Here is a 26,481-nt window from a genome sequence, read left to right as displayed (position 1 = left end):
ACCGCAGATAGGGATGGAACTCGATGACCGAACCCCGTGAGATCGCCGAACGGCTACTCGATGCCCAGGTGGAATTCCTGCTCGGCGAAGTGACCGGCGACCGCTTCACGGAGGTCGTCGCCCGCGATATCGAGGCTGTACTCGAGGTCGCCGACACCCTCGTGTTCCGCGACATCGTCGAACTCGACCAGGCCAAACAGACGGTGCGCACCATCGTCGACCTGATCGGCGGCAGTCCCGTCCTCGCCGATATGGCCGGGGTCTTCGCGGATTCGATCTACGACCACATCGCCGAGAACAACGACGACACCCTCGGCCAGGTGGTCGACAGGGAACCTGTCGAGGCGCTGCTGGAGAAGATCCTCGGCATGCACCAGGCTCAGGAACGCATCTTGGATCGGCTGACCGAAAGCCCGCTGGTCGCGACCGTCGCCGCGAAATTCGTGGACAAACTGATCAACGATTTCGTGGCCGCCAATCGGGAGCGCGCAGAGAAGATCCCCGGTGTCTCCTCGCTCATGTCGTTGGGGCAGTCCGCGGCGAATCGGGCCAAGAAGGCCGCCGACGGCACCTTCGTGGGCGACCTCGCGGGCAAGGGCGCACTGTTCGCGCTCAAGCGCACCAACAACGCCATCCGGGAAATGCTGCGCGACGCCCCCGTGCATCCCGCGGCCATGGAATTCTGGGATCTGCACGCCGACGAACCGGTCAGCGGTCTGCGCGAATACCTGACCAAGAAGGATCTCAACGAACTGGTGCTGATCTGCTACGAGATCGCCGTCACCACCCGCGAGAAGGAATACTTCGGCCTGCTCGTCGATGAATGCGTCGAGGTGTTCTTCCAGAAGTACGGTGGCTATACCCTCGCGGCCATGCTGCCCGAACTTGGTTTGACCGGCGACGATATCGCCACCGAGATCCTGCGCTACGGACCCGCCGTCATCGAAGGCGCCAAGCGCAACGGCGTGCTCGCCGCGCTGATCCGGCAACGCCTAGAGCCGTTCTACACCTCGGAGGCGGTACTCGCGATCCTGGCGGGTTGACCCGGTTCCGTCGCCGCGGGCTCGGATGCCAGCGGCGACGGCTCAGCGCGGCTGGTGCTCGCCGTTGCGCACCTCGTCGACGGTGCGGTTGATCATCTCCCGCATGGTCGCGGTAATCCGTTGCCTATCGGTGGGCTTCACGGTCACCACGCGACTGCCGAAACTGACGTAACGGCCGTCGTTCTCGAAATCGATAATCTGGAAATCCTTGCGCCCCTTGATATGCCGATTGTCGATGCTGCCGAGCGGATACACCCCGACATGGGTGCTGGCGGTCGTCGGGCGGCGGAAGAACTTGTCGAACTCCTCGCGCACCGTCGGCCGCCACGCGTCGCGGATCACCGGCGGGGGCTTCTCCAGTTCCTCGATGGGGACCTGCATCGATTTACCCTGTCCCGCACGGCAATCCGGAATCACCCCGACCACCGCCGATGCGAGATCCTCGGCGTTCAGGAACAGCAGATCGACATCACCGCCGCGCTCGTGGTCGATACCCGGTTCCTGGACGGCGACCGCGGAATGCTGGAAATGCACTCCGCCGTGCGCCCGGATCTTGCGAGCCTTCCCGGAACCGTAGAACCCGGCCACCTCCACCCTGGCCTCCGGCTTCAGCAGCACCTCGACCGCGCGCACAAGATCATCGTCCAACTGTGGGACGACCACCTGCGCCGCCGCCCGGCGCAACCGGTCGAAATCCTCCTGGAACTGTTCGGTCGAGCGGTGTCGAAGCGGGTAGGGCAGTACATCCCGCCCGGTCGACTCCCAGAGCACCCGGAATTCGAGCGCGGTGAAACGCCACCGCCGCAGCGCTGTCATGCGATATTTCCGCCGTCCTCTGTGCTCACTCGCCGATGACCGGTGGCACGGTCCCCGGGATCGAATCCAGCCCGGTGAGTTCCTCACCGTTGAGCTGATTGATCAGATAGTCCGGAATCCCCTTGGTGGATTCGTCATCCTTGCCGCCCCGCGAACCCGGTGAGCCCATTCCGCTCATACCGTTGCGCCCCGCGGTCGAGGCCGCGACATTCGTGCCCGTACTCGCCGACACACCGGCCGCGACCGGGGTGCCCGTCACGGAACGTCCGGGGGACGGAGTGCCGCTCGGACTGCCCGAACCCGGTGAGCCGGTCCCGCGCGTGCCCCGAGAACCCGGGGTCGCCGACGTCGGGTTGGCGCCCGTGGGGTTGGCGCTCGCCGGGGTGGTCGCGGGGGAGTCGGTTTTGGATGTCGGCTGCTGCGACGACGGATTCGCCGACTGCGATGAGGTCGGGGAATCCTGTTCGGTGCTCTGCGGATTCGTCGCGGGAGTCTCGGCGGGGTTCTCGGTCTGCGGATCATCGGTCTTCGACGGCTGACCGGAGGGCTGATTCGCCGTCGGGCTCTTACTCGACGGTTGCGTCGGACTGCCGCCCGTGGGGACGTCGCCAGGATTGTTCGACGTCGGGTTGGTCGGCTTCGGAATGACAGGCACGTTGGTATCGGTCTCGTGAATGACCGGCGTGTACACCGACTCCAATACGCGCTTCGCCTCGGCATGGGCCGTATCCTCGGCCTCCTCGTTACCACGCCACCCGCGCCCGGCAATCCAATGCCGGGCGTTCTCGACATTCGAACGGAGATCGGGGGCGTGTGGCACAAGGGCTTTGGTGGGTTCCAAACCGGACTTGAGCTCGGCGACCTTATTGGCCGTCAGCTTGGCCGCGTTGGACAGCTGCACCGCCTCGGTGCCGTAGTCGCTCACCGCCTTCGCTACCGCATCGCGGGACGCGCCACGCCAAATACCTTCGTCGGTGGCACGTTTCATGGCGTTCGTGAAATTGGTCAACGACGTCTCGGCGCGTTTGCCGATCTCGCTCCACGCGGTCGCGAGATTGTCCACGGCCGCGATGTCGATCTTGTCGACCTTCGCCCGCAGCTCCGCGGTATTCGGTTTGTCGAAATCATCGGTCCGGTTCACCGATCGCGGTCGGTAGGCGCCCTGGAATCCGATGCTCGACGCGTCGTTGCGCACACCGTCACGTTGCTGGTTGTACTTGTTCTGCACCGCGGCGGGATCGATACCCGGCTTGCGTTCCTCGCCCGCGATCAGGTCGGTGAGGCTTTCGAGCATGGAGGAGCCGAGATCGCCTGCGCTCCATTCGAACATTCCGAATCCCATGGGGTTATCCCATCGCCTCGGTGTTGGTGTTGAAGTGCGTCGTGTTGGTCACGTCTTGGCCGGTGATGCGTTTGATCGAGAGGGCCATGATCTCGCCCATATCTTTGACGACCTCGATATGTTCGCGAATGACCTTGTCGATCGAGTTGTCTTCGCCAGTGGCTTGGCCTTTGAACATTTTGACCAGATCGTCGCCCATATTGAAATCGCCGAAGCCGGAGACGTTCTGCGTGTACTGTGCGTACGTGAGCATGTCGCGCAAGTCTTCCAGTCGGTTCTCGCAGGCCGTCAGGCACTCTCGAGCCACTTCCTCGCTATCGAGGTAAAGATCACCAGACCGCGTCTGTTGCGCAAACGTCTCCCAGTTTAATTTATCTACCCCGCCCACTCTGCATCCCCCTCATCACTTTGGTAGCACTGGAACTATCGACTCACTGGCTTGGCGCACCAATAGGCATGGCGGTGCCGGGTTGTCGAGAATTGGGTTGTTACTCAACTTTATCTGCACCACGCCCTGCATCACTGGGAGCAGGATATCGCACATCAAATCGTAGGAACCACCCTCGACGCGGAATTGTCGCCCTTTACGCCCCGCGACTACGACATCTTCGAATTCGACATTGCCGGCTTTATTTTCGAATTCGGAAACAGTACGTCCTGTGGAGAAAACGCCAATTGTGTATTTGGGGCCACGCCATGAACATATTTCCCACCCGGACTGGCGTACGCCGGCGATACCGCTTTCTTTCCTGGATGGATCGACGCCTGCGGTCTTCAGGACGTCGTCCGGAATCCCGGTGCAAGGATCGAAAAGCGTTGCGGGTGCCGCGCTGGTTGTTGTTGTCGGGTTCTCGCTGGTCGAGATACCGCAGGATGTCAAGCCAGGAGCCATGGCGGCCGTGACCAGCAGTAACTTCCATCGGTACGCCATCCCCACCCTCTCGATCTGCGATGACTCAGACTGTCCGACTTTAGCAGAGGGGGTATGGCTCGATCTTGATGCGCTGCGGCTGTATCGGACAGACCTACCCGTCACCGCGCATAGATGTGGGCGGCGCATGAGGACCGGATCGCGTCGCCGTCGCGGGGACTGTGTGCGTGCTCACGCGGGAACCGCATGCCCTATCGAAAGCCTCCCGAAGTCACATCCATCAGGTGGTCGGTGTGAGCGGATGGACATACCGAAACCTGTTGATTACCAGCATGTATACAAACGGTGCGCATGTCCGTTTTGTCGGTATTTCACGTTGACGAGGGTTGCCCCCTGTGGGAGCGTGCTCGTGACTTTCCGGAGCTGTCACGGGTTCACGTTCGGAGGAGCAAGGTGTTGCGTTCACGGTCCGGGCCGGAAACATCCGGTGGCACAATGGTTGCCGCGCCGGGTGGGACTGACGGTGTAAACCGGGCCACCTCTGCCAATATCGTCCGCCCGCGCACCATTCGCGGGCAGTTGGCGCGAATTCTGTTGGTGTCGTTGGTATTGGTGCTGACCCTGCTCGGGGTGACGATCACCCGCGAGGTCCAGGCGTATCGGCACAGTGGTGACACCGTGGACGCGGTGGTACTCGCGCTGGCGGTGCAGGATGTGCTGCACGAGGCGCAGCGCGAACGCGGTCTCAGCAACGGGTGGCTCGGTGGCGACGGTCGGTTGCAGAATTCGGTGATCGATCAGCGCGGCAATACCGATCGGGCATTGCAGGCGCTCGACAAAGCGCTGGACGGTCAGAAACCGGGTGCGGCGCAGGTGCGTTCCGCGCTGGGCCAATTCGCGGCACTGAGCGCGACCCGAGCCGAGATCGATGCGAGGCGTATCGCCAGACCCGCTGCCTTCCAGTTCTATACCGACGGCATCAACGCGCTGAATCACCTGCGACTTGGCCTGGATCAGGCGGGTGACGCCGAGGTCAGGCACGGGTTGCAGACGCTCTACGCGCTCGGCGAGGCGAAGGAGCAGACCGCCAAGGAACGCGGCTTCCTCAACGGTGTTTTCGCGGCGGACGAATTCGGCCCCGGTGAGTACGTGCAATTCCTCGATATCCGTGCCGCCAAGATGGCAGGTCTCGCCGCCTTCGCCCGGGATGCCACCTCCGACCAGCAGGCCCGGCTCGACGCCGTATTGGCGGGTGAGAACGCGTCGAGAGCGACCGAATCGGAGAATGTCGCGATCCAGTCCACCGCGGGACCACTGGTGCGTTCGGTGGATCCGTTCGACTGGTGGTCGCGGATGACCGCGGTGATCGACGAGGAACGCGCGGTGCAGCAGGTGGTGGGCGACGCGGTCCGGGACCGTGCCGCGGATCTGCGTCGGGACGCCGCGTCGACTCTCGGCGGTTTTCTCGTCGCCGCGCTGCTCGCGATCGCCGCGCAGATCGCGCTGGTCGTCGCCAGTATGCGGGCCATCGTCAGGCCGCTGGCCGCGCTGGCCGCCGAGGCAGACCAGGTCGCGAGCCATCGCCTGCCCGAGGTGATCGCGGCCTGGCATGACGCGGGTGACAACCCGCCGGACCCGCCCGCGCCGGTATGTACTCCGCCCGGCGCGAGTAGGGAAATCGCCGCCGTGGCAGGGGCTCTCGATCGCGTGCAGAGCACCGCGTTCGAACTCGCGTCGGAACAGGCGGTGATGCGGCGTAACAGCACCGAGTCCATGTCGAATCTGGCCAGGCGCAACCAGAATCTGGTGCGCCGCCAGCTGGGATTGATCAGTGAATTCGAGCAGGAGGAATTGGATCCGAAGGCGCTGTCGAACCTGTTCGAACTCGACCATCTCGCGACCCGCATGCGTCGCAATGCCGAAAGTCTGCTGGTCCTGGTGGGTGAGGGCAGTCCCCGCCGCTGGGCCGAGCCGATTCCGCTCACCGATGTGATCCGCGCGGGACTGTCCGAGGTCGACGACTACCGCCGGGTCATGTTGCGCCGCATCGACGATGTCGCCATCACCGGCGCGGTGGTCACCGAATTGGCGCATATGCTCGCCGAACTCATCGAGAACGGATTGGCTTTCTCCCCACCGGATCTGGAGGTGGAGATCTACGGCCGCAAGTTGCCGAACGGTTATCTGCTCGCGGTGGTCGATCACGGCGTCGGCATGCCCGCCGACCAGTTGGCCGAGGCCAATGCCCGGCTGCGCGGCGAACGTGACTTCCTGGTCGCACCGACGCGCTACCTGGGACATTACGTGGTCGGCCGTCTCGCTCGGCGGTTGAATATCGACGTCGAATTGAATACCTCACCGGTGAGCGGCATCGCGGCGCGATTGCTGATTCCGGGGGAAATCCTCGACGGTGAGCACGGCAAGTCCGACCCGAACAAGGGCGAGCGCGCGGCGCGCGAGGAGTTGTCGCTGTTCGCCTTCACCGATCCGGAGGGCGGCGTCGTCGCACCCGCGGCTGCTGGAACAGCCCCGGCTCATTCGACAGATCCCGGCGAAACGGCGGACGGTCGTCGCCCGGCGCATTCCGCTCCCGACGGAGCGGGATTCGGTCTTCCGGCGGCGGCTGCCCGCAACGGCTGGACCGGACCGGGCCCCGCGCACGCGGCGGGAGGTTCGCCCCGTACGACGGATGCCGGGCATCGGGCCGATGATCTCGGGCACACGGTCGGAGATTCGATGCGGAACGGGCGCGATATCGCGCCCACGGTCACCGCAGCGGCTTCCGCGACGCCGACGCCCGATGAGCGGAGACATTACTCGAACACGCCGGTGGACTCGGCGCAGAACGGGCACGGGGCGATGGGGCGAGAAGCGGGCGCACCCGGCCGCGGCGCGGAGCAGGCCCCCGAACACCCCACCAAGTGGTGGAACGTTCCCGAAAATGACACTCCGGCAAGCGACTCCGCCGCTCCGGTGCAGCGCACCCGCAACGGACTCGTCAAACGCAACAAGCGCCATCGGGTATCCGAAAACGTCGCGGCGGTACGCCCGATGCCACCCCGCCCCCCGGCGCCCGAACGGTCGCCCGAGGATGTGCGGGGCATGCTGTCGGCATTCCGCACCGGAATTCAGCGCGGTGCGGTCCCGGTCGACCGTGCCGCCGACGGTGTTGCGTCGCCGGGGGCGCGGCCGTCGATCGTCTCACCGGATGGCCCGTTGCCCTCGGCGGTGTCCACCGCGACGCGCGGCCAGGAGTCGCAGGTCCGCCCGCCAGGGCCCACGGGGGGAATGCCTTCCGCTCACGCATCGCCCGCCGCACCGGCATCGCGCTCGGACGGGTCACCGATCCCGCACCGCAGGGCGCTGTCGCTCGACACGACCGTCCACCCGGCATCCGGTGCGCGCACCGGCCCGAACACCGCAGGAACATCCGAATCCGCAACGCGCGCCGGTGATCCGGCGCGCGGCCCGCTCGACAACTGAGTACCGAAGGGGAGTTTCGTGACCACCTATACGCAACCCGCGACCAGCACCGACCCGCAGGCCTTCAACTGGTTGCTGGCGAAGTTCGTCCGTGATACCGATGGCGTCCGCGATACTGTCGCCGTCTCCTCCGACGGACTACTGATCGCCATGTCCGATGGTCTGGACCGGGCGGGCGCGGATCGTCTCGCCGCCATGGTCTCCGGTTTGGCCAGCCTCGCCAAAAGCGCTTCGCGCAGTTACGCGTTCGACGGATTGAAGCTGATCATGATCGAGATGAAACGTGGATTTCTGCTGGTGTCGGCGCTCGGCGACGGCAGTTGCCTCGGTGTCATCGCCGACGGCGGCAGCGATGTCGGACTCGTCGGTTACGAGATGGCGGTGCTGGCCGAGCGGGCGGGCACGCTGCTCGACCCCGCGTTGATCACCGAATTGCGAGAGACGTTGCGCAGATGAGAGATCCTGACCGGCCGCGGCTGCCGGATCCGCGGATGATCCCGGTGACCCGATCCACGGGGCGGTTCGATCCGCCCCGACCCGGCGCCCACGGTCCGGCCGAGTCCGGCGTGGACCGCGACGAAACCTTTGTGCGCCCCTTCGTCATGACCGCGGGGCGTACCACCCCGCTGGTGGACGGGCTGCGTATCGAAACCCTGGTGCAGGCGCTGCCCGCGGCGCTGTCCGCGCCTTTGCGCTTCGAGCAGCGCACCGTTGTACAGCTTTGTCAGACACCACATTCCATCGCCGAGATCGGCACCGTGCTGCGGGTGCCGGTGGGCGTGGCACGAGTCATCGTGAGCGACCTCGCGATCCAGGGGTATGTCACGGTGCGTGCCGCTGCCGAACTTTCCACCGCTGCCATCGAGAGGATCAGGGACCTTGTACGGGCACTCTGAATATCGGCCACCGACCGCGACGGCACAGAACATGCCGATGCCTTCCTCGGTGAAGATCGTGATCAGCGGTGGATTCGGGGTCGGGAAGACCACGTTCATCGGGGCCATCTCCGAGATCGAGCCGCTGGTCACCGAGGCCGCGATGACCGAAATGGCGCTCGGCGTCGACGATCCCGGTCGTCGCGCCGACAAGACCCAGACCACTGTCGCGCTCGACTTCGGCCGCATCACACTCGACAGTTCGCTGATCCTCTACCTGTTCGGCACTCCCGGCCAGGACCGATTCGTCTTCCTGTGGGACGACCTGGTGGACGGTGCGCTGGGGGCGGTGATCGTGGTGGATACCAGCCGGGTCGAGGACTGTTACCCGGTACTGGACTATTTCGAGGAGCACAACACCCCGTTCGTGGTGGTGGTCAACCGATTCGACAACGGCGCGGTTTTCGACGTGGACGAGGTGCGCGAGGCGCTGGAGCTGGACGACTGGATTCCGGTGCTCGAATGCGACGCACGGCAGCGCGATGCGGTCAGAGATGTATTGGTGGCCCTGTTGGAGCAGGTGTTGTTGCACCGTCTGTCGACCCCGCACCTGCGGTCGAGGTCGGTCGGCTGAGGGTGCCCGTCGGACCGGAGGACATCGGTGCGACGGTCACGGCCCTGGGCGGCGCGGCTCGAGCGGTTAGCCTGACCGGATGGGTGAGCAGAGGGATCGGATGCTGCGCGGCGAGCTCTACCGGGACAATGATCCGGAATTGGTCGCGCAGCGGATACGCGCCCAGGGGCTCTGCGACGAATTCAACCGGACCGGTCCGGGGGAGACCGGGCTACGCACGTCGGTGCTGCGTGAATTGCTGGGCGCATTGGGGGAGGGCTCGTGGATCATGCCCCGATTCCAGTGCGACTACGGATATCTCATCGAGATCGGCGCGAACAGCTTCCTGAACTACGACGCGATCCTGCTGGACTGCGCACCGATCGTCATCGGCGACGACGTGTCGATCGGCCCCGCTGCCAGCTGCTGACCGCCCTGCATCCGATGGAGGATCACGAGCTGCGCAGGCAACGGTGGGAGTCGGCGGCACCCATCAGGATCGGCGACAACGCGTGGTTCGGCGGCGGGGTGATCGTGTGTCCCGGCGTCACCGTCGGTGATGACACCGTCGTCGGTGCTGGCAGTGTGGTCACCCGGGATCTCCCGCACCGGGTTTTCGCCGCGGGCAATCCGGCGCGAGTAATCCGGCAGCTGTAGCTCGGTCTGCGGAGCGGAAGAATTTCTCGATCAGGACCGATGATCTTTCCTCGCGGGCTCCGTCCTCAGTACTGTCCCGCTCGACATCGAGGAAAGGCAATCACATGAGCAACGGCAAAGATTTCGCGCTGACCCACGTATCCATTCTGGTCGGCGACCAGGACGAGGCGTTGGAGTTCTATCGGGATGTCATCGGTTTCGAGGTGCGCCAGGATGTGGCGTTTCCGGGTGGCCGGTGGCTGACGGTGGGCCCGGTGGCGCAGCCCGGCCTCGAATTTCTCCTCGAAAACCCTGATATGGTCCCGGTTCCCGCCCTGCGGGAGGCGGCGCTCGCCCGGCTCGCTTCCGGCGCCCAGAGCACGCTGATCTTCACCACCGAGGACGTGGACGCGACCTTCGCCCGGCTGCGCGACGCCGGTGTCGGCATCGATCAGGAGCCGATCAGCCAGCCGTATGGCGTGCGGGACTGCGGTTTCCGGGATCCGTGGGGCAATCACCTGCGTTTCTCCCAGATCCTGGGCTGAGGCAATCCCGCCGGTCCGGCTGCTGGAGAGCGCGGACGCCACGGTCTCGACGGATGTGATCTGCGCAGATCCGAGCGCTTGCTCGGGGTCTTTCGGCAGTAGTGTCGGAGGATGACCGAACCGCGGATCGAGACCGAACAGGACGCCATCCGGCCGCTGCGCGATGACATCCGGTTTCTCGGAGGAGTGCTCGGCGACACCATTCGCGATCACGAGGGCCCCGAGGTCTTCGACCTGATCGAACAGGTGCGCACCGAGGCCTTCCGGGTCAGGCGCGAGGAGGTCGGTCGCAGCGCGGTGGCGCGAAAACTGGAGGGCGTCGACATCTCGGTGGCATTGCCGCTGATCCGGGCGTTCAGCTATTTCGTGCTGCTGGCGAATCTGGCCGAGGATATCCAGCGCGATCGACGTCGTGCCGCGCACGAGGCGGCGGGGGAGCCGCCGCAGGATTCCTCGCTGGCCGCCACCTACCGCAAACTCGACGCCGCCGCGCTGGACGGCGCCGCTGTCGCCGACCTGCTCGCCGACGCGTTGGTCTCCCCGGTGATCACCGCGCATCCGACCGAGACCAGGCGGCGCACGGTCTTCGACGTGCAGACCAGCATCACCGACCTGATGCGCCGTCGTCAGCGCTACACCGAAACCGAGCGCGAACGCCTCGCGTTCGAATCACAGATCCGCAGGCAGGTGCTCGCCCTGTGGCGCACGGCGCTGATCCGGTTGCAGCGGTTGCGGATCCAGGACGAAATCGCGGTGGGTCTGCGCTATTACGAACTCACGTTGTTCGACGTGATTCCGGCGATCAACGCGGAAGTGCGGGCGGCCCTGCGGTCGCGGTGGCCGGGTGTCGAATTGCTGCCGCGGCCGATGCTGCGGCCGGGATCGTGGATCGGCGGCGATCGCGACGGGAATCCCTATGTCCAGGCGGAGGTGGTGCGCCAGGCGGCGGGGCAGGCCGCGGGGGTGGCTTTCGGCCGCTACCTTCGGGAACTGGAGGAATTGGAGAAGTCGCTCTCGCAATCGGCGCGTCTGGTGCCGGTGAGCACGCGTGTCGCGGAACTGGCCGCCTCGGGCTATCCGGATCCGGCGCCCCACGCCGACGAACCGTATCGCCGTGCGCTGCATGCCATTCGGATCAGGCTCTCCGCGACGGCGGCGCGAGCGCTCGGCGCCGTCGGGGCCGGGGTGTCGGTGGACGCGCTGCCGGGTGCGGTCACCGGTCGGGACACGGAGACGGCACCCGTGTATGCGACGCCGCAGTCGATACTCGACGATCTCGACGCGATCGACGCGTCCATGCGTGCGGGCGGCGACGATCTGCTGGCCGACGATCGGCTGGCCGCGCTGCGCCATGCGGTGGAAACCTTCGGATTCCACCTGCAGGGTCTGGATATGCGGCAGAACTCGGAGGTGCACGAACAGGTCGTCGCCGAGTTGCTGGCCTGGGCGGGGGTGCACCCGGATTACGCGAGCCTGACCGAACACGAACGGGTGGAACTGCTTTCGGCAGAATTGCGCACGAGGCGACCGCTGCTCGGCCCGCACGCCAGGCTGAGCGAACTCGCCACCAAGGAACTCGGAATCATCCGCGCCGCACGCGATGTCGTCGCCACGCTCGGACCCGAGGCGGTGCCGAACTACATCATCAGCATGTGCACCTCCGTCAGTGACATCTTGGAGGCGGGGCTCCTGCTCAAGGAGGGCGGCCTGCTCGACCCGGGGGAACCCGACGGTCCGCCGAACTGCACGGTGGGTATCGTGCCGCTGTTCGAAACCATCGAGGATCTGGGCGCGGGCGCGGCAACCCTGGCCGCGGCGCTCGAAGTGCCGGTGTACCGGGAACTGGTGACCGCCGCGGATATGCGCCAGGAGGTCATGCTCGGCTACTCCGATTCCAATAAGGACGGCGGATATCTTGCCGCGAACTGGGCGCTCTACCGGGCCGAACTGGATCTGGTCGAGGTGGTGCGCAAAACCGGGATCCGGTTGCGGCTGTTCCACGGTCGCGGCGGCACCGTCGGTCGCGGCGGCGGTCGCAGTTACGACGCGATCCTCGCCCAGCCCGCGGGTGCGGTGCGCGGTTCGCTGCGACTCACCGAACAGGGCGAGGTCATCGCGGCAAAATACGCGGAACCCGGTGCGGCGCACCGCAATCTGGAGTCGTTGATCGCGGGCACGCTGGAGTCGACACTGCTCGATGTCGAAGGTCTCGGCTCCGAGGCCGAGCCCTCCTACGAACTGATGGACGAATTGGCCGCTCGCGCCCGCGCGGCCTACGCCCGACTGGTTCACCAGACCCCCGGTTTCGTGGAGTATTTCCGGCAGTCGACCCCGGTCGCCGAGGTCGGCGACCTCAATATCGGGAGCAGGCCCGCCTCGCGCAAACCCACGAGTTCGGTATCGGATCTGCGTGCCATCCCGTGGGTGATGTCCTGGAGCCAGGCCAGGGTCATGCTGCCCGGCTGGTACGGAACGGGGACGGCGCTGGAGGAGTGGATCGGCGGCGACGACGAGCGGCTGGCCACGCTGTCGGATCTGTACCGGCGCTGGCCGTTCTTCCGGACCGTGCTGTCCAATCTGGCCCAGGTGATGGCCAAGAGCGATCTCGACATCGCCGCTCGTTACGCCGAACTGGTCGTGGACGAGACCTTGCGCGACAACATTTTCGGCATGATCCGCGACGAGCACGCCCGCACCATCCGCATGCACGCGGCCATCACCGGTAACGATCATCTGCTCGCGGACAACCCGTCGCTGGCCGAGTCGATCCACAACCGTTTCCCCTACCTGGAGCCGCTGAACCAAATGCAGGTGGAACTGCTGCGGCGGCTGCGTGCGGGCGATGATTCCGAACTGGTCAAGCGCGGCATCCTGCTGACCATGAACGGCCTGGCCACCGCGCTACGCAATTCGGGGTAGGGAAGTACGCCGCTCGATGGGAGACGGAGGGAAGGCGCGGTGACGATCGACGCGAAAGCCGTTGTGGCGCTGGCGGATCGACTACTCGGACCCGAACACAAGAGTGTGCCGCCGACGGCATGGGGTCGTACGGTGCGGGATTTCCTGGAAACCGCACCGTACCTCGATGATTTCGAAACACCCCTGCTGACCATCGATCGCGCCGCACTCGACACCAATATCGCGGTGATGCGCGATTGGGCGGACGCGACCGGGGTGCGGTTGGCTCCGCACGGCAAGACCACGATGGCTCCCGCCCTGTGGGCCGAGCAGTTGGCGGCCGGATGCTGGGGCATCACCCTCGCCACCGGGTGGCAGGCGCAGATCGCCCGATTGTTCGGGGTCGCTCGGATCGTGCTGGCGAACGCGCTCGTCGATCCCGTCGGATTGCGCTGGGTGGCGGCGGAATCGGAGCGAGATCCGGCATTCGAGTTCGTCAGCTGGGTGGATGGTGTCGAGACTGTCGAAGTGATGGATCGGCACCTGCGCTCGGCCCCGGGTTCCGCGCGCATACCGGTGCTGGTCGAACTGGGCGGTCCGCGGGGCAGGACGGGGGTGCGTCGAGTCGAGGACGCGCACGCTGTCGCCGAGGCGGTGACGCGGTCGCACCGACTGGTGCTGGCCGGGGTCGGCGGATACGAAGCGGCGCTGGCAGAGGATCGGACGCCGGAATCGATCGCGGCCGTGCGCCACTATCTGGGCGAACTCGCTCGTCTGCACCGGGAATTGGCCGATCGCGGTCGCTATCCCGGTCCCGCGATCGTCACCGCCGGTGGCAGCGCCTATCAGGACCTGGTCGTCGAACATCTGGCCGAGCTCACGGATGAGCAGGGCGCACGGGGTATTCCGACCACCGTGGTACTGCGCTGCGGCGCGTACCTCATCCACGATGACGGTTTCTACGCGAAGATCTCACCTTGGACGGCCGCCCGATCGGATCGCCCGTTGCGCTCGGCGATGCACGGCTGGGCGCGGACCGTGTCACGCCCGGAACCGGAGTTGGCGCTACTGGACGCGGGCAAACGCGACCTCCCCTATGACAAGGGGCTTCCGGTTCCGCAATACGCGGTGGCGCAGGGTGTTTCGGTACCGTTCGATTCGTCCGCCGCCGTCACCGCGCTCAACGATCAGCATGCCTTCCTGCGCCTGCCCGGTGCGTCAGCGGACGACCTACCAGTAGGAACCGTCGTGCGGCTCGGCCTGTCCCATCCGTGCACGGCCTTCGACAAATGGCGGTTGATACCGGTCATCGACGACGCCTCGTCGGCGCGTCCCCGCGTGGTCGACCTCGTGCACACCTTCTTCTGACGCCGCGGCGGCCGTGCGCGTGCGAGGTGACGTTCGCCGCCTCACGCCAGAAGCGCGCGGACCGTCCTGCTCAACGCCGGGGATGGATCGAAAGCCCTTGCCGGACTGATCAATTGATGCAGGATAACGCCGTCTAAATAGTCGACCAGGATTTTCGGGACCGAAGGGTGCGCCCCGAATGCGTCCAGCATGGTCGCGGCCCATGCGGTCAGCCGATCATGGCCGCGCCGCACCGATTCCAGCAGGACGGGCGACGTCTGGGCCTCCACGAACAGCGCGTAGCGCGCGAGGGTGCGAGTGCGGTCGGCGCCGGCGGCGTGAACGGCGAACAGCGCGAGCCCGTCGACGAGCTGTTCGACCGTGGTTGGCGCGGGCAGTCGGCTCAGGACCGCCCAATCCGTGTGGTCGCGTTCCTCGAGGCGTTCGGCCACACCGATCAGCAGTGCCTGCCTGGTGCGGAAATAGTTCGACGCCGAGCCCGACGGCATGGCCGCGGATTCGTCGACCGCGCGGTGAGTGAGGGCGCGGAGTCCGCGGGTTCCGAGCAGTTCGATCGCCCCGTCGAGAACGAGTTCACGTTTCGTAGGCACGGCTGCACACTATGTCAAGGGTGGTGAGACTACAAATGTTGTATGTGAACTACATATGTAGTAGATTTCCTCTCGGTCGGACGGATCGCGGGCGACCCAGTCGGTGGAAGAGGAGAGCGAGATGTCCAAGGCGGTCATAGTCGGCGGCGGCATCGGCGGTCTCGCCACGGCTATCGCCCTGAGTCGGCGGGGTTGGGATATCGAGGTGCTCGAGCGGGCCGCCCGAATCGAAGCGCTCGGTGCCGGATTGTCACTGTGGCCCAATGCGCTTCGCGCGCTCGACGCGCTCGGCGTCGGCGGTGAGGTGCGATCGCGGGCCAGGGAGGAAGGTTCCGCCGGGATCAGGGACGATCGGGGGCGTCTGCTGTCGCGCACCGATGTGGCGGCGATTCGCGATCGCTACGGCCTGCCGATCATGCTGCATCGCGCCGACCTGCTGGAGATCCTGCGTGCGGCCGTCCCGGAAACCGCGGTGCGAACCGGTATTTCGGTGACAGGTGTCGCCGCGGACGGTGTGGTGACGCATGCGACGGGCGAGGTCACCGGCGATCTGATCGTCGGCGCTGACGGTATCCACAGCGTGGTGCGTCGCGCGGTATGCGGCGATATCGCGCCGAAGTACGCCGGCTATACCGCCTGGAGGGTGGTGCTCGCCCCGACCGAGCCGATGGGCGATCTCGGCGAAACCTGGGGCCGGGGTGAACGTTTCGGCTTCGCCGCGCTGCCCGACGGGCGTGTCTACTGCTTCGCCACGGCGAATCTGCCCGCGGGCACCGAAACAGATGGACTCGCCGAACTGCGTCGCCGCTTCGGCGACTGGCACGACCCGATTCCGGCGCTGCTCGCCGCCGCCGATCCGGCCGCGGTCCTACAGCACGATATCTACGAACTGCCGCCGTTGCCCACCTATGTGAGCGGACGGATCGCGCTGCTCGGCGACGCGGCACACGCCATGACCCCGAATCTCGGCCAGGGCGCTTGCCAGGCGCTGGAAGACGCGGTGATCCTGGCGCGCGTCGCCGACGAGGATGTCGACCTCACCCGCTACGACCGCGAACGTCGCCCACGCACCCGGATGATCGCGGCGCGCTCGGGCCGCATCGGCGTCGTCGCCCAGTGGTCATGGCGACCGGCGGTGGCGGTCCGCAACACCGTGCTCCGACTGGTTCCGGCGTCGGCGCAGGTAGGGGCGCTCGGTACGGTACTCGACTGGACCTGTTGAACACGTCGCTGATCCCGGCGAGGTGGATCGCTACGGCGACGTCAGGCCATCTGTGGGCGCGACGGCGCCGTAGCGCTTCGCCATCGCCGCGGCGATCGCCGATATCTGCGCGCGCAATTCGGGTGGTCCGAGGATTTCCACGTGCTCGCCGATCATCAAAATACCGTGCAGGAGAACCGGATACGATTCGGAGGCGACGGTGATCTCGACCCAGCCCCGCGCATCGGGTTCCGACATCGACGCGTAGGCCTCCGCGACGGCGACGGGTTCGAAACTCAATCGGAGCATGCGCATGTGCTCGGCATCGATGCGGCATCGCGCGCGGACACGCAACATCGAGCGGGCGAAATCCTCCTGAGCCTCGGACCAGTGTGCGGACAGATCGAAATCATCAGGGCGGGTGAAGAATTCGTCGGTGGCACGGGCGGTCTCGATACGGCTGACCCGATACGAACGAATATCGGAACGCTGTCGCGCCACCAAGTACCAGGTGCCCGCCTTCAGTACCAGGCCGAGTGGGTCTATCAGGCGCTCGACGACGCGATCACTGCGGCGGTAGCGCACCTGGAGTCGGCGGTCGTGCCACAGCGCGTCGGTGACGGTGGCGAGGGTCGGGGTTTCGTCGGGCCGATGGAACCAGCCTGGCGCGTCCACGTGCACTCGTTCGGCGATGCGGGTGGCGCGCCCACGCAATTCCGGCGGCAGGGCCGCCAGCACCTTCAATTGTGCCGTCGCCAGGACGGTGCCAAGGCCCAAGTCGGCGGCGGCATCGGGGAGCCCGGCGAGCAGCACCGCATCGGCCTCGTCGGAAGTCAGGCCGGTCAGGCGGGTGCGATAGCCGTCCACCAGTCGCACCCCACCATTGCGGCCCGGCTCGCTGTACACGGGCACGCCCGCCGCGGACAGCGCCTCGACATCGCGGTACACGGTGCGCACCGACACCTCCAGTTCGGCGGCGAGTTCAGGGGCCGTGACCCGGCCCCTGGTCTGGAGGATCAGGAGCAATTGCACCAGCCGACTCGCGCGCACCGTTCGACAATATCCGCCCGAACCTGACAGAAGATGACAGGTTTTCGTCGTACCGTCGTCCCTATGACCACTTGGAGCGAGTTCACCGCGCAAGCACCGAAGATCGCGACCATCTTCGAACGTCGGCATCGGGCCACGGGCAACCTCTGCATGCTCGCCACTCTGCGCGCCGACGGCTCCCCGCGAATCAGCCCCGTCGAACCGCGCATATTCGAGGGCATGCTCGTCATCGCGGGTATGCCGAACACCACCAAATTCAAGGATCTGGCCCGCGACCCGCGTTTCTGCCTGCACACCGCGACGGTCGACACCATGGTCGGCGACGGTGACGCGAAACTGTTCGGCACCGTCACCGACCTGCCGGACAGGGAGGTCCACCGGCGCTTCGCCCAAGATCTTTTCGAGGAGAGCGGTTTCGACATTCGCGGAGAGGAATTCGATCACTTCTATGTGGCCGAGTTGACCGGGGCCTCCACCGTCGAAGTCGGAGACGACACACTGCACATCACCATTTGGAAGCCGGGCGAGGGAGAGCGCGTCGTCGAACGCTGAACACCGCGGATCGGCCTCGCGCACCACCGTGGTGGCACCGGGTGGATGCAGTCCGGCGGCGAAAACCCACGCACCCGCCCGCGCGGATCTCTTCGTTGACCGCCGCCAGATCCCCGCATGATCTCCTAGGTCTTCTCCGGCGGCATTCTCCGGCGGCATTGTTCGGCGGCATTGTTCGGCGGCCTACATCATCCGGTTGATCGGCACCGTGGCCGACATTCATCGCGCGTGGTACTGCACGTCGCGGTAGGTCGGGATCCCGCCTGCCACCGGCGCGCCGTCGCGCACCGCGCAGGCGATATCCACGGTCGCCGCCAGCGCCGCCCGGTACAGCAGCGATCCGGTGCTCACCCGCCGCACACCGAGGGCGGCCAGTTCGGCGACCGACGGCCCGGTCGTCAGATAGAGGATGTTGAGGGGCAGCGGCACCGCCGTGACCACCGCACCGATTTCCGCGGGATCGCTCAGCCCTGGCACGAAGATGCCGTCCGCGCCCGCTCGAGCGTAGGCGTCGGCGCGTGACAGAGTGGATTCCTGTTCGAGTTGGAGCCAGTAGGTATCGATCCGCGCATTGACGAATATCTCCGGTGCGACAGCCTTGATCGCCGCGATCACCTCGGCCTGCTGTCCCGGCACGGCCAGGGAGGTCTCGGTGCGGCCGTCCTCCAGATTCACCCCGGCGATGCCGATTTCGGCCAGCCGAGCGACGTAATCGGCCACTGCTCCCGGATCGTCACTGAATCCGCCCTCGATATCCACGGTCACCGGTACCGACAGGCGCGCGAGCCGGGTGGCGATGGTCAGGGTTTCGTCGCGGGTGACGCCGGCGCCGTCGGTGAGTCCGGCTCCCGCGGCCACGCCGAGGCTCGTGGTTCCGACGGCGGGGAATCCCTCGGCCACCAGCATGGCCGCCGAACCGAAGTCCCAGGCGTTGGGCAGGACGAGGGGGGTGTCGCGATGGTGCAGCTCGTGGAAGACCTTGGTCTTGGTCATACCCCGACGGTATCCCCGATGCGGTTCGGTAGGTTGCCGAATTCGCCCCCCGTTAATGAATGGGATTGCATAGTCGTGCATAATCATTTCATGGTTGATACGTCGGGCGAACCTGTCACGCGGGTCGCCGTTGCCGGTGCGAGCGGATACGCGGGCGGCGAAGTGCTGCGCCTGCTGCTCGGTCATCCCCGATTCCGCGACGGTCGTCTCGAGATCGGGGCGGTGACCGCGGGGTCGAACGCGGGCAGCAGACTGGGTAAACACCAGCCGCATCTACTGCCGCTGGCCGACCGCGTGCTCGCGCCGAGTACCGCCGAGGAACTGGCCGGACACGACATCGTCTTCCTCGGCCTTCCGCACGGCCAGTCGGCGGCGCTGGCCAGGGCCCTGCCCGAATCGACCGTCATCATCGATTGCGGCGCCGATTTCCGGTTGCGTGACGCGGCGGCGTGGACCAAGTACTACGGCGGCGAGCACGCGGGCAGTTGGCCGTACGGCCTGCCCGAACTGCCCGGCGGTCGCGAAACCCTGCGCGGTGCGCGGCGGATCGCGGTGCCCGGCTGCTATCCCACGGTGGCCAGCCTTGCGCTCGCGCCCGCGATCGCGGCGGGAATCGTCGAACCGGCGGTGCATGTGGTCGCGGTCAGCGGCACCTCCGGCGCTGGTCGCAAACTCGACGTCGGCCTGCTCGGTTCGGAAGTGATGGGCTCGGTGCGCGCCTACGGGATCGCGGGCGCGCACCGGCACACCCCCGAGATCGCGCAGAATCTCGGCGCGGTGGGCGCAACCGATGTCGCGGTGTCGTTCACCCCCGTGCTCGCGCCGATGCCGCGCGGCATCCTCGCGACCTGCACCGCGCCGGTGCGGGTCGATGCGGCCCAGGCCCGCGCCGTCTATGAAAAAGCCTATGCCGACGAACCTTTCGTGCACCTGCTGCCGGAAGGGGTGCTGCCCCAGACCGGCTCGGTCCTCGGTTCCAACGCGGTCACCCTCCAGGTGGCCGTCGACACCGACGCGGGCCTGCTCGTCGTGATCGGCGCGATCGACAACCTGACCAAGGGCACGGCGGGAGCCGCGGTCCAATCCATGAACCTGGCCGTCGGATTCGACGAGACCGAAGGACTTTCCACCGTAGGAGTGGCACCGTGACGACAGTCGAGAGTGCGAGCGGCAAGCTGATCCGGACCCAGGGCGTCACCGCCCCGCTCGGCTTCCGCGCGGCGGGTATCGCCGCGGGTATCAAAGCCAGCGGGAAACCTGATCTGGCACTGGTATTCAGCGAGGGCCCCGATTACGCGGCGGCCGGTGTCTTCACCCGCAATCAGGTGAAGGCGGCCCCGGTCCTGTGGTCGCAGCAGGTGTTGACCTCGGGCCGGTTGCGTGCGGTCATCCTGAATTCGGGCGGTGCGAACGCGTGTACCGGGCCCGGAGGTTTCCAGGACACCCATCGGACCGCCGAAGCTCTCGCCGCGGCGCTGAGCAACTGGGGAACCGAAACCGGTGCGGGCGAGATCGCGGTCTGCTCAACGGGTTTGATCGGTGACCGGCTCCCCATGGACAAACTGATCCCGGCGGTCACCGAGATCGTGCACGAAATGGGCGGCGGCCTGTCCGGCGGTCTCGACGCGGCGCACGCCATCATGACCACCGACACCGTGCCCAAGGAAGCGGCATTCCACCACCGCGACACATGGAATGTCGGCGGGATGGCCAAGGGCGCGGGCATGCTCGCGCCCTCACTGGCCACCATGCTGGTGGTCCTGACCACCGACGCCCGCGCCACCGCCGAACAGTTGGATCACGCGCTGCGCAATGCCACCCGGCTCACCTTCGACCGGCTCGACGTGGACGGCTCCTGCTCCACCAACGACACCGTGCTGCTACTGGCCAACGCCGCCAGCGGAGTCACGCCGTCGCAAGAGGAACTCGACGCGGCGGTGCTCGCGGTCTGCGACGATCTGGCCGAGCAGTTGATGGCCGACGCCGAAGGCGTCACCAAGCGGGTGCGGGTCACCGTCACCGGCGCGCTCAGCGAGGACGAGGCGCTGATCGCCGCGCGCGCCGTCGCTCGCGACTCCCTGGTCAAAACCGCGCTGTTCGGGTCCGACCCCAACTGGGGCCGGGTGCTCGCCGCAGTGGGCATCGCGCCGATCACCCTCGACCCCGACCGGATCTCGGTGTCGTTCAACGGCAATCCGGTCTGCGTCGACGGCGTCGGCGCACCGGGTGCGCGTCAGGTCGATCTGTCCGGCATGGATATCGAGGTGCGAATCGACCTCAATGTCGGCGAGGGAACCGCGACGATCCGCACCACCGATCTCTCGCACGCTTACGTCGAAGAGAATTCGGCCTACAGCTCATGAACAGCCCACTGCTGCACGAACTCTCGGCGGTGGACAAGGCGCATGTCCTCGCGGACGCGCTGCCATGGCTGCAGAAGTTCCGTGACAAGGTCGTCGTCGTGAAATACGGCGGCAACGCCATGATCGACGATGATCTCAAACGCGCGTTCGCCGCGGATATGGCGTTCCTGCGCACCGTCGGGGTGCATCCGGTGGTGGTGCACGGCGGCGGCCCGCAGATCAGCGCGATGCTGAAGAAACTCGGGCTGCAGGGGGAATTCCGCGGCGGATTCAGGGTAACCACACCCGAAGTGATGGATGTGGTGCGGATGGTGCTGTTCGGTCAGGTCGGTCGCGAACTCGTCGGGTTGATCAACGCGCACGGCCCGTACGCGGTCGGCATCTCCGGTGAGGACGCGCGTCTTTTCACCGCGACTCGCCGCACCGTCGACGTGGACGGCGAGCCGACCGATATCGGTCTCGTCGGCGACGTCACCCGGGTGAATCCCGATGCGGTGCTCGATCTGATCGGCGCGGGACGAATCCCCGTCGTCTCCACGATCGCCCCCGATATCGACGGAGTCGTGCACAACATCAATGCCGACACCGCCGCCGCCGCGCTCGCCGAGGGTATCGGCGCCGAGAAATTGGTGATCCTCACCGACGTCGAGGGCCTCTACACCGACTGGCCGGACCGCTCCTCGTTGACCAGCAGCATCGACGCCGTCGATCTCGCGGCCTTACTGCCGCACCTGGACGCGGGCATGGTGCCGAAGATGGAAGCCTGCCTGCGCGCCGTCGAGGGGGGTGTGCCGACGGCGCACGTCATCGACGGGCGCGTGCCGCATTCGGTGCTGCTCGAACTGTTCACCGGCGAGGGGATCGGCACGATGGTGACACCCGCCGCGAGTAGGGCCATGCCATGAAAGCCATGCCATGAAAGCCCAGTCATGAACGAACCTGTCAGCGATACGGGCCGCAGTGCTGTGAGCCGCGAGGTCCTGGGTCCGAGCGAATACGGAGTCGACGAATGAGTACAGCAGACCTACAGCAGCGGTGGTCCGCCGCGCTGATGAAGAATTACGGCACCCCGAAGATCGCGCTGGTGCGCGGCGCGGGGGCTGTGGTCTACGACGCCGACGGCAACCGTTATGTCGATTTCCTCGGCGGTATCGCGGTCAACAGCCTCGGCCACGGGCATCCCGCGATCCTCGAGGCGGTGACCAACCAGTTGGGCACCCTCGGGCACACCTCCAACCTCTACGCGAACGAACCGGTCATCGAATTGGCCGAGCGGCTGCTCGCGCATTTCGGCGACGGCGAATTCGGCGACGGGCACGGCCGGGCGTTCTTCTGCAATTCCGGCACCGAGGCCAACGAAGCCGCGTTCAAGATGGCGCGGCTGACCGGGCGGCGCAAGATCGTCGCCTGCGAGGAGGCGTTCCACGGCCGGACCATGGGCGCGCTCGCCCTGACCGGGCAGCCGTCCAAGCGTGAGCCGTTCGAGCCGATGCCGCCCGGTGTCGTGCACATTCCCTACGGCGATGCCGCCGCGCTGGAGGCCGTCGTCGACGAGGACACCGCCGCGGTCTTCCTCGAGCCGATACTGGGGGAGAGCGGCGTGGTGGTGCCACCGATGGACTATCTGGTCAAGGCCAGGGAGATCACCGCGCGGCACGGCGCGCTGCTGGTACTCGACGAGGTGCAGACCGGGATCGGTCGCACCGGGAAGTTCTACGCGCATCAGTCCTGCGGCATCGTGCCGGATGTGATCACCCTCGCCAAGGGGCTCGGCGGCGGCCTGCCGATCGGCGCGGTGCTCGCCACGGGGCCCGCCGCCGACCTGCTCACCCCCGGCCTGCACGGCACCACCTTCGGTGGTAACGCGGTCTGCGCGGCTGCCGCCCTCGCGGTGCTGCGGACCATCGATGAGCAGGATCTGCTCGCCCATGTCGAATCGCTGGGCAAGCGGCTCAGCGACGGGATCGAACTGCTCGAACATCCGCTCGTCGACCACGTGCGCGGCGCGGGATTGCTGCTGGGAATCGTGCTCACCCAAGATATTTCCGCCCAGGTCGAGAATCGGGCAAGGGAGGCGGGCTATCTGGTGAACGCGCCGAAGCCGAATGTCATCAGGCTGGCCCCGCCCCTTGTGCTCACCGAAACCCAGTCCGATAATTTCGTCGCCGACCTTCCGGGAATCCTGGACGGCGCGGCCGACGACGCGAAGGGAACCACGGCATGAGCGAGGCAACCGCGCGGTTACGGCATTTCCTGCGCGACGACGATGTGTCCCCGGCCGAGCAGGCCGAAATCCTCGCGTTGGCAGCCGAACTCAAGAAGTCGCCGTTCTCGCGCCGCCCCCTGGAAGGTCCGCGCGGTGTCGGGGTGATCTTCGAGAAGAATTCCACCCGCACCCGTTTCTCCTTCGAAATGGGCATCTCCCAGCTCGGCGGGCACGCGGTCGTCGTCGACGGTCGCGACACCCAACTGGGCAGGGAGGAAACCCTCGGCGATACCGGCAGGGTGCTGTCGCGCTATGTCGACGCCATCGTCTGGCGCACCTTCGAGCAGGTCCGCCTCGACGAAATGGCCGAGGCGGCAACGGTTCCGATGGTGAACGCGCTGTCCAACGAGTTCCATCCGTGCCAGGTGCTCGCGGATCTGCTGACCTTGAAGGAGCGCATAGGCGAACTCGCCGGGCGCAATCTCAGCTACTTCGGTGACGGCGCCAACAATATGGCGCATTCGCTACTCCTCGGCGGCGTCACCGCGGGCATGAATGTGACCATCGCCGCGCCTGCGGGTTTCGAACCGCTGCCGTGGATTCTGGAGGCGGCGCGCAAGCGGGCCGCCGAGACCGGCGCGACCATCACCATGACCGGCGATCCGGTGGCCGCGGCTTTCGGGGCGGACGCGCTCGTCACCGACACCTGGACCTCGATGGGCCAGGAGAACGACGGTCTGGACCGGGTCGGCCCCTTCCGTCCCTTCCAGCTGAATTCCGAGCTGCTCGCCAAGGCGCAGCCCGATGTCGTTGTGCTGCACTGCCTTCCGGCTCATCGTGGCGAGGAGATCACCGACGAGGTGCTCGACGGCCCGCGCAGCGCGGTATGGGACGAGGCCGAGAACAGGCTGCACGCACAGAAGGCGCTGCTGGTGTGGTTGCTGGCCGCACATCGCGGAGACGCGTTGTGAACGAACGAACCGGTGGCGTGGCCGCTTCGGCCGCGCCACCGGCTGATTCAGAGCGGCCCTCGGGCCGCGGCGAGGTGAGAGCATGACCGTGCAACCGGACAACGGCAGAGGCGCTGTCGCCAAGGGCGCGGCGATCGCCCGCACCCGCGCCGGTCGTCAATCACGCATCATCGAACTGCTTTCGGCTCACGCGGTCCGCAGTCAGACCGAACTCGCGGCCCTGCTCGCCGCCGAGGGGATAGAGACCACCCAGGCCACGCTCTCGCGTGACCTCGATGAACTCGGCGCGGTCAAACTGCGTGCCGCCGACGGTGGTGCGGGCGTCTACCTCGTCCCCGAGGACGGCAGTCCCGTCCGCGGGGTCACCGGCGGCACCGACCGGCTGTCGAAACTCCTCGGCGACCTGATGGTGTCCACCGATTCCAGCGGCAATATCGCCGTGCTGCGCACGCCGCCGGGGGCCGCGCACTATCTCGCCAGCGCCCTCGACCGTGCCGCCCTGCCCTTCGTCGTCGGGACCATCGCGGGGGACGACACCATCGCCGTCATCGCCCGCGAACCGCTCACCGGCGCGGAACTGGCGGCGAAGATCGAAGAACTCGCCTGAATCCGCCGAATTGTCCCGGGATCCGGCACTTGGACGCAATGTATTGACGTAATGATCACATCAATGCATCATGGGGTGATGTTATATCCGACTCCGCAGCTGACCGGACAGGACAAGCAGGTCTTGGCCGAGGTCGACGGCATGCGTGAGCGGCTGCGTCATCAAGTACAGAGCGTCCCCGTGAAGTGGACGGGCGGGCTTCGGAAGTTTCTTACAGCCGATGCTGTAGCGGCGTCGAACTCGATCGAGGGATTCAAGGTCTCGACGGTCGACGTCGAGGACCTGATGGCCGGTGAGCAGGATGTCGACGTCTCCGACGAGAACCGCGAGGAAACCCTCGCCTACCAGCGGATGATGACCTATCTGCAAACGTTGCACGATGCCCCGGACTTCCGATTCGGTAAGGGGCAACTGAACGCGCTCCACTGGATATTGCAGGGCCATAGGCATACATCCCGAAAGCCCGCCGGTCAGTGGCGCTGCGGTCCGGTCTACGTAACGGACGCGCGTGACCCCAGCATCGCGGCCTATACCGCCCCGCGCGCCGAGCAGATACCCGCACTGGCAGATGAACTGGTGGACTGGCTGAACGCTCCCGATGACACGCATGCCCTCGTTCGGGCGGCCATGGCACACCTGCATCTGGTGTCGATTCATCCCTGGTGTGATGGCAACGGCCGCATGTCGCGTTCCTTGCAGACATTGCTGATCGCACGCGAAGGTGTGCTGGCGCCAGAATTTTCGTCGATCGAGGCGTGGCTCGGACGTCCTGGCAACACCTGGGAGTACTACCAGGTCCTGGCCCGCCGTGGCGCCCACTACCGGCCGGATCAGGATGTCTCCGAATGGATCAGCTTCAACTTGCTCGCGTATCACCAGCAGGCACAGACGGTGCGCGCGAGGTTCGAGCGGTCAGGGCGGGTGTGGGAGCGATCGTCGGAGTTCGCGACGCAGTCCGGACTCGACGAGCGGGTGGTGTCCGCACTGCATGACGTGGCGATGGCGGGCCGGGTTCGCAGGTCTCGGTACGGAGCGAGTGAAGGGCTGAGCGTGCAGCAGGCTCAACGAGACCTGAAGGTGCTGACGCAGCGGGGCGTGCTGACGCCGGTCGGGCGGACGAGGGCGCGCTATTACGTCGCGGGAGAACGGTTTCCGAATGCTGTGCTGGAGATCGCACGAACGCCGATCAGCTTGGTTGATCCGTATCGGCCGTAGTGGGCGATCTTCGTCGAGATCGGCCATTTGGTGATCGCGAACGTGTATGTGCGGGATGCGTCGGTGACAGGTTGTCGCAGGGGTGGTGAATGAATCTGAGTGCGGGCGTATCGACCATGACGTTCGGCGCGGGTCGCGCAGTTCTTGGACGAGCGTCAACATAAAGCGTGATGCCCCTCGCGCCGGGCAATTGGCCGTCAAAATCGAAGAACTTGCCTGAGGCCATAGGGATGCCCCGGGATC

24 protein-coding genes and 1 pseudogene are annotated in these 26,481 nt (G+C 66.3%); 18 read left to right on the top strand and 7 right to left on the bottom strand.

Annotation, left to right across the window (positions count from 1 at the left end; translation table 11 throughout):
* Window positions 1–23: 23 nt before the first annotated feature.
* A complete protein-coding gene (locus ABZS43_RS29585) occupies window positions 24–1,043 on the top strand; it encodes a hypothetical protein (protein WP_355039263.1) in 1,020 nt (339 codons plus the stop codon).
* A 42-nt stretch (window positions 1,044–1,085) separates the two neighbouring features.
* Here ABZS43_RS29585 and ABZS43_RS29580 read toward each other — a convergent pair whose 3' ends face one another.
* Genes ABZS43_RS29580 through ABZS43_RS29565 form a run of 4 tightly spaced genes read right to left on the bottom strand, consistent with a single transcriptional unit; the run spans window position 1,086 to window position 4,132 of the window.
* Window positions 1,086–1,859 (bottom strand): ESX secretion-associated protein EspG, encoded by a 774-nt coding sequence (locus ABZS43_RS29580; RefSeq protein ID WP_355039262.1) that lies wholly within the window; start codon window positions 1,857–1,859, stop codon window positions 1,086–1,088.
* A gap of 25 nt (window positions 1,860–1,884) precedes the next feature.
* Entirely contained in the window at window positions 1,885–3,201 is a 1,317-nt protein-coding gene (locus tag ABZS43_RS29575; RefSeq protein WP_355039261.1) for a hypothetical protein, read from the bottom strand.
* A 4-nt stretch (window positions 3,202–3,205) separates the two neighbouring features.
* Window positions 3,206–3,589, bottom strand: coding sequence for a hypothetical protein (locus ABZS43_RS29570; protein ID WP_355039260.1), 384 nt, complete (start codon window positions 3,587–3,589; stop codon window positions 3,206–3,208).
* A gap of 15 nt (window positions 3,590–3,604) precedes the next feature.
* Window positions 3,605–4,132 (bottom strand): DUF3558 domain-containing protein, encoded by a 528-nt coding sequence (locus ABZS43_RS29565; protein WP_355039259.1) that lies wholly within the window; start codon window positions 4,130–4,132, stop codon window positions 3,605–3,607.
* A gap of 537 nt (window positions 4,133–4,669) precedes the next feature.
* Between ABZS43_RS29565 and ABZS43_RS29560 the strand changes: the two genes are divergently transcribed.
* The 8 genes and pseudogenes from ABZS43_RS29560 to ABZS43_RS29525 all read left to right on the top strand — a co-directional run bounded on the left by ABZS43_RS29560 (window position 4,670) and on the right by ABZS43_RS29525 (window position 14,490).
* Window positions 4,670–7,555, top strand: a complete 2,886-nt coding sequence (locus ABZS43_RS29560) for a nitrate- and nitrite sensing domain-containing protein (RefSeq protein WP_355039258.1) — start codon at window positions 4,670–4,672, stop codon at window positions 7,553–7,555.
* An 18-nt stretch (window positions 7,556–7,573) separates the two neighbouring features.
* Window positions 7,574–8,011: a roadblock/LC7 domain-containing protein gene (locus ABZS43_RS29555; RefSeq protein WP_355039257.1), complete on the top strand. Its 438-nt coding sequence runs from the start codon at window positions 7,574–7,576 to the stop codon at window positions 8,009–8,011.
* 35 nt (window positions 8,012–8,046) lie between these two features.
* Window positions 8,047–8,451, top strand: coding sequence for a DUF742 domain-containing protein (locus ABZS43_RS29550; RefSeq protein WP_355039282.1), 405 nt, complete (start codon window positions 8,047–8,049; stop codon window positions 8,449–8,451).
* Between the two features lie 37 nt (window positions 8,452–8,488).
* Entirely contained in the window at window positions 8,489–9,064 is a 576-nt protein-coding gene (locus tag ABZS43_RS29545) for an ATP/GTP-binding protein (protein ID WP_355039256.1), read from the top strand.
* Between the two features lie 79 nt (window positions 9,065–9,143).
* Window positions 9,144–9,700: pseudogene (locus ABZS43_RS29540) on the top strand (sugar O-acetyltransferase).
* 104 nt (window positions 9,701–9,804) lie between these two features.
* Window positions 9,805–10,224, top strand: coding sequence for a VOC family protein (locus ABZS43_RS29535; protein ID WP_355039255.1), 420 nt, complete (start codon window positions 9,805–9,807; stop codon window positions 10,222–10,224).
* Window positions 10,225–10,335: 111 nt separating this feature from the next.
* The gene (gene ppc / locus ABZS43_RS29530) at window positions 10,336–13,143 is read left to right on the top strand and encodes a phosphoenolpyruvate carboxylase (RefSeq protein ID WP_355039254.1); all 2,808 of its coding nucleotides are present in this window, start codon (window positions 10,336–10,338) and stop codon (window positions 13,141–13,143) included.
* 39 nt (window positions 13,144–13,182) lie between these two features.
* Complete coding sequence (locus tag ABZS43_RS29525; protein WP_355039253.1) at window positions 13,183–14,490, top strand: alanine racemase; 1,308 nt, start codon at window positions 13,183–13,185, stop codon at window positions 14,488–14,490.
* A 41-nt stretch (window positions 14,491–14,531) separates the two neighbouring features.
* Here the strand turns inward: ABZS43_RS29525 and ABZS43_RS29520 are convergent, their stop codons facing one another.
* Window positions 14,532–15,080, bottom strand: coding sequence for a TetR family transcriptional regulator (locus tag ABZS43_RS29520; protein ID WP_355039252.1), 549 nt, complete (start codon window positions 15,078–15,080; stop codon window positions 14,532–14,534).
* A gap of 121 nt (window positions 15,081–15,201) precedes the next feature.
* On the opposite strand from ABZS43_RS29520, the gene ABZS43_RS29515 reads away from it, so the two are divergent.
* Complete coding sequence (locus tag ABZS43_RS29515; protein WP_355039251.1) at window positions 15,202–16,302, top strand: FAD-dependent monooxygenase; 1,101 nt, start codon at window positions 15,202–15,204, stop codon at window positions 16,300–16,302.
* Between the two features lie 30 nt (window positions 16,303–16,332).
* Here the strand turns inward: ABZS43_RS29515 and ABZS43_RS29510 are convergent, their stop codons facing one another.
* Entirely contained in the window at window positions 16,333–17,331 is a 999-nt protein-coding gene (locus ABZS43_RS29510; protein WP_355039250.1) for a YafY family protein, read from the bottom strand.
* Between the two features lie 63 nt (window positions 17,332–17,394).
* On the opposite strand from ABZS43_RS29510, the gene ABZS43_RS29505 reads away from it, so the two are divergent.
* Window positions 17,395–17,883 carry a pyridoxamine 5'-phosphate oxidase family protein gene (locus tag ABZS43_RS29505; protein ID WP_355039249.1) on the top strand — a complete coding sequence of 163 codons (489 nt, stop codon included), beginning with the start codon at window positions 17,395–17,397 and terminating at the stop codon, window positions 17,881–17,883.
* 219 nt (window positions 17,884–18,102) lie between these two features.
* Here ABZS43_RS29505 and ABZS43_RS29500 read toward each other — a convergent pair whose 3' ends face one another.
* The gene (locus ABZS43_RS29500) at window positions 18,103–18,876 is read right to left on the bottom strand and encodes an isocitrate lyase/phosphoenolpyruvate mutase family protein (protein WP_355039248.1); all 774 of its coding nucleotides are present in this window, start codon (window positions 18,874–18,876) and stop codon (window positions 18,103–18,105) included.
* Between the two features lie 90 nt (window positions 18,877–18,966).
* On the opposite strand from ABZS43_RS29500, the gene argC reads away from it, so the two are divergent.
* The 7 genes from argC (at window position 18,967) to ABZS43_RS29465 (ending at window position 26,238) form a co-directional block, all read left to right on the top strand.
* Window positions 18,967–20,025, top strand: a complete 1,059-nt coding sequence (gene argC, locus ABZS43_RS29495; RefSeq protein WP_355039247.1) for an N-acetyl-gamma-glutamyl-phosphate reductase — start codon at window positions 18,967–18,969, stop codon at window positions 20,023–20,025.
* Entirely contained in the window at window positions 20,022–21,239 is a 1,218-nt protein-coding gene (argJ, locus tag ABZS43_RS29490; protein ID WP_355039246.1) for a bifunctional glutamate N-acetyltransferase/amino-acid acetyltransferase ArgJ, read from the top strand. Before argC ends, argJ begins: the two co-directional genes overlap by 4 nt.
* On the top strand, window positions 21,236–22,144 hold the full coding sequence (gene argB, locus ABZS43_RS29485; RefSeq protein ID WP_355039245.1) for an acetylglutamate kinase: 909 nt from the start codon (window positions 21,236–21,238) through the stop codon (window positions 22,142–22,144). Before argJ ends, argB begins: the two co-directional genes overlap by 4 nt.
* A gap of 104 nt (window positions 22,145–22,248) precedes the next feature.
* Complete coding sequence (locus tag ABZS43_RS29480; RefSeq protein ID WP_355039244.1) at window positions 22,249–23,463, top strand: acetylornithine transaminase; 1,215 nt, start codon at window positions 22,249–22,251, stop codon at window positions 23,461–23,463.
* Complete coding sequence (gene argF, locus ABZS43_RS29475; RefSeq protein WP_355039243.1) at window positions 23,460–24,416, top strand: ornithine carbamoyltransferase; 957 nt, start codon at window positions 23,460–23,462, stop codon at window positions 24,414–24,416. Before ABZS43_RS29480 ends, argF begins: the two co-directional genes overlap by 4 nt.
* 82 nt (window positions 24,417–24,498) lie before the next feature.
* Window positions 24,499–25,023 carry an arginine repressor gene (locus ABZS43_RS29470; RefSeq protein ID WP_355039242.1) on the top strand — a complete coding sequence of 175 codons (525 nt, stop codon included), beginning with the start codon at window positions 24,499–24,501 and terminating at the stop codon, window positions 25,021–25,023.
* Between the two features lie 123 nt (window positions 25,024–25,146).
* Window positions 25,147–26,238 (top strand): Fic family protein, encoded by a 1,092-nt coding sequence (locus ABZS43_RS29465; RefSeq protein ID WP_355039241.1) that lies wholly within the window; start codon window positions 25,147–25,149, stop codon window positions 26,236–26,238.
* The last annotated feature ends 243 nt before the right edge of the window (window positions 26,239–26,481 follow it).

Source organism: Nocardia sp. NPDC005366 (assembly GCF_040606855.1).
In the GTDB taxonomy this organism is placed as follows: Bacteria; Actinomycetota; Actinomycetes; order Mycobacteriales; family Mycobacteriaceae; genus Nocardia.
The sequence above is the reverse complement of the archived record's forward strand: the minus strand, read 5'-3'. Positions and strand labels throughout refer to the sequence as shown.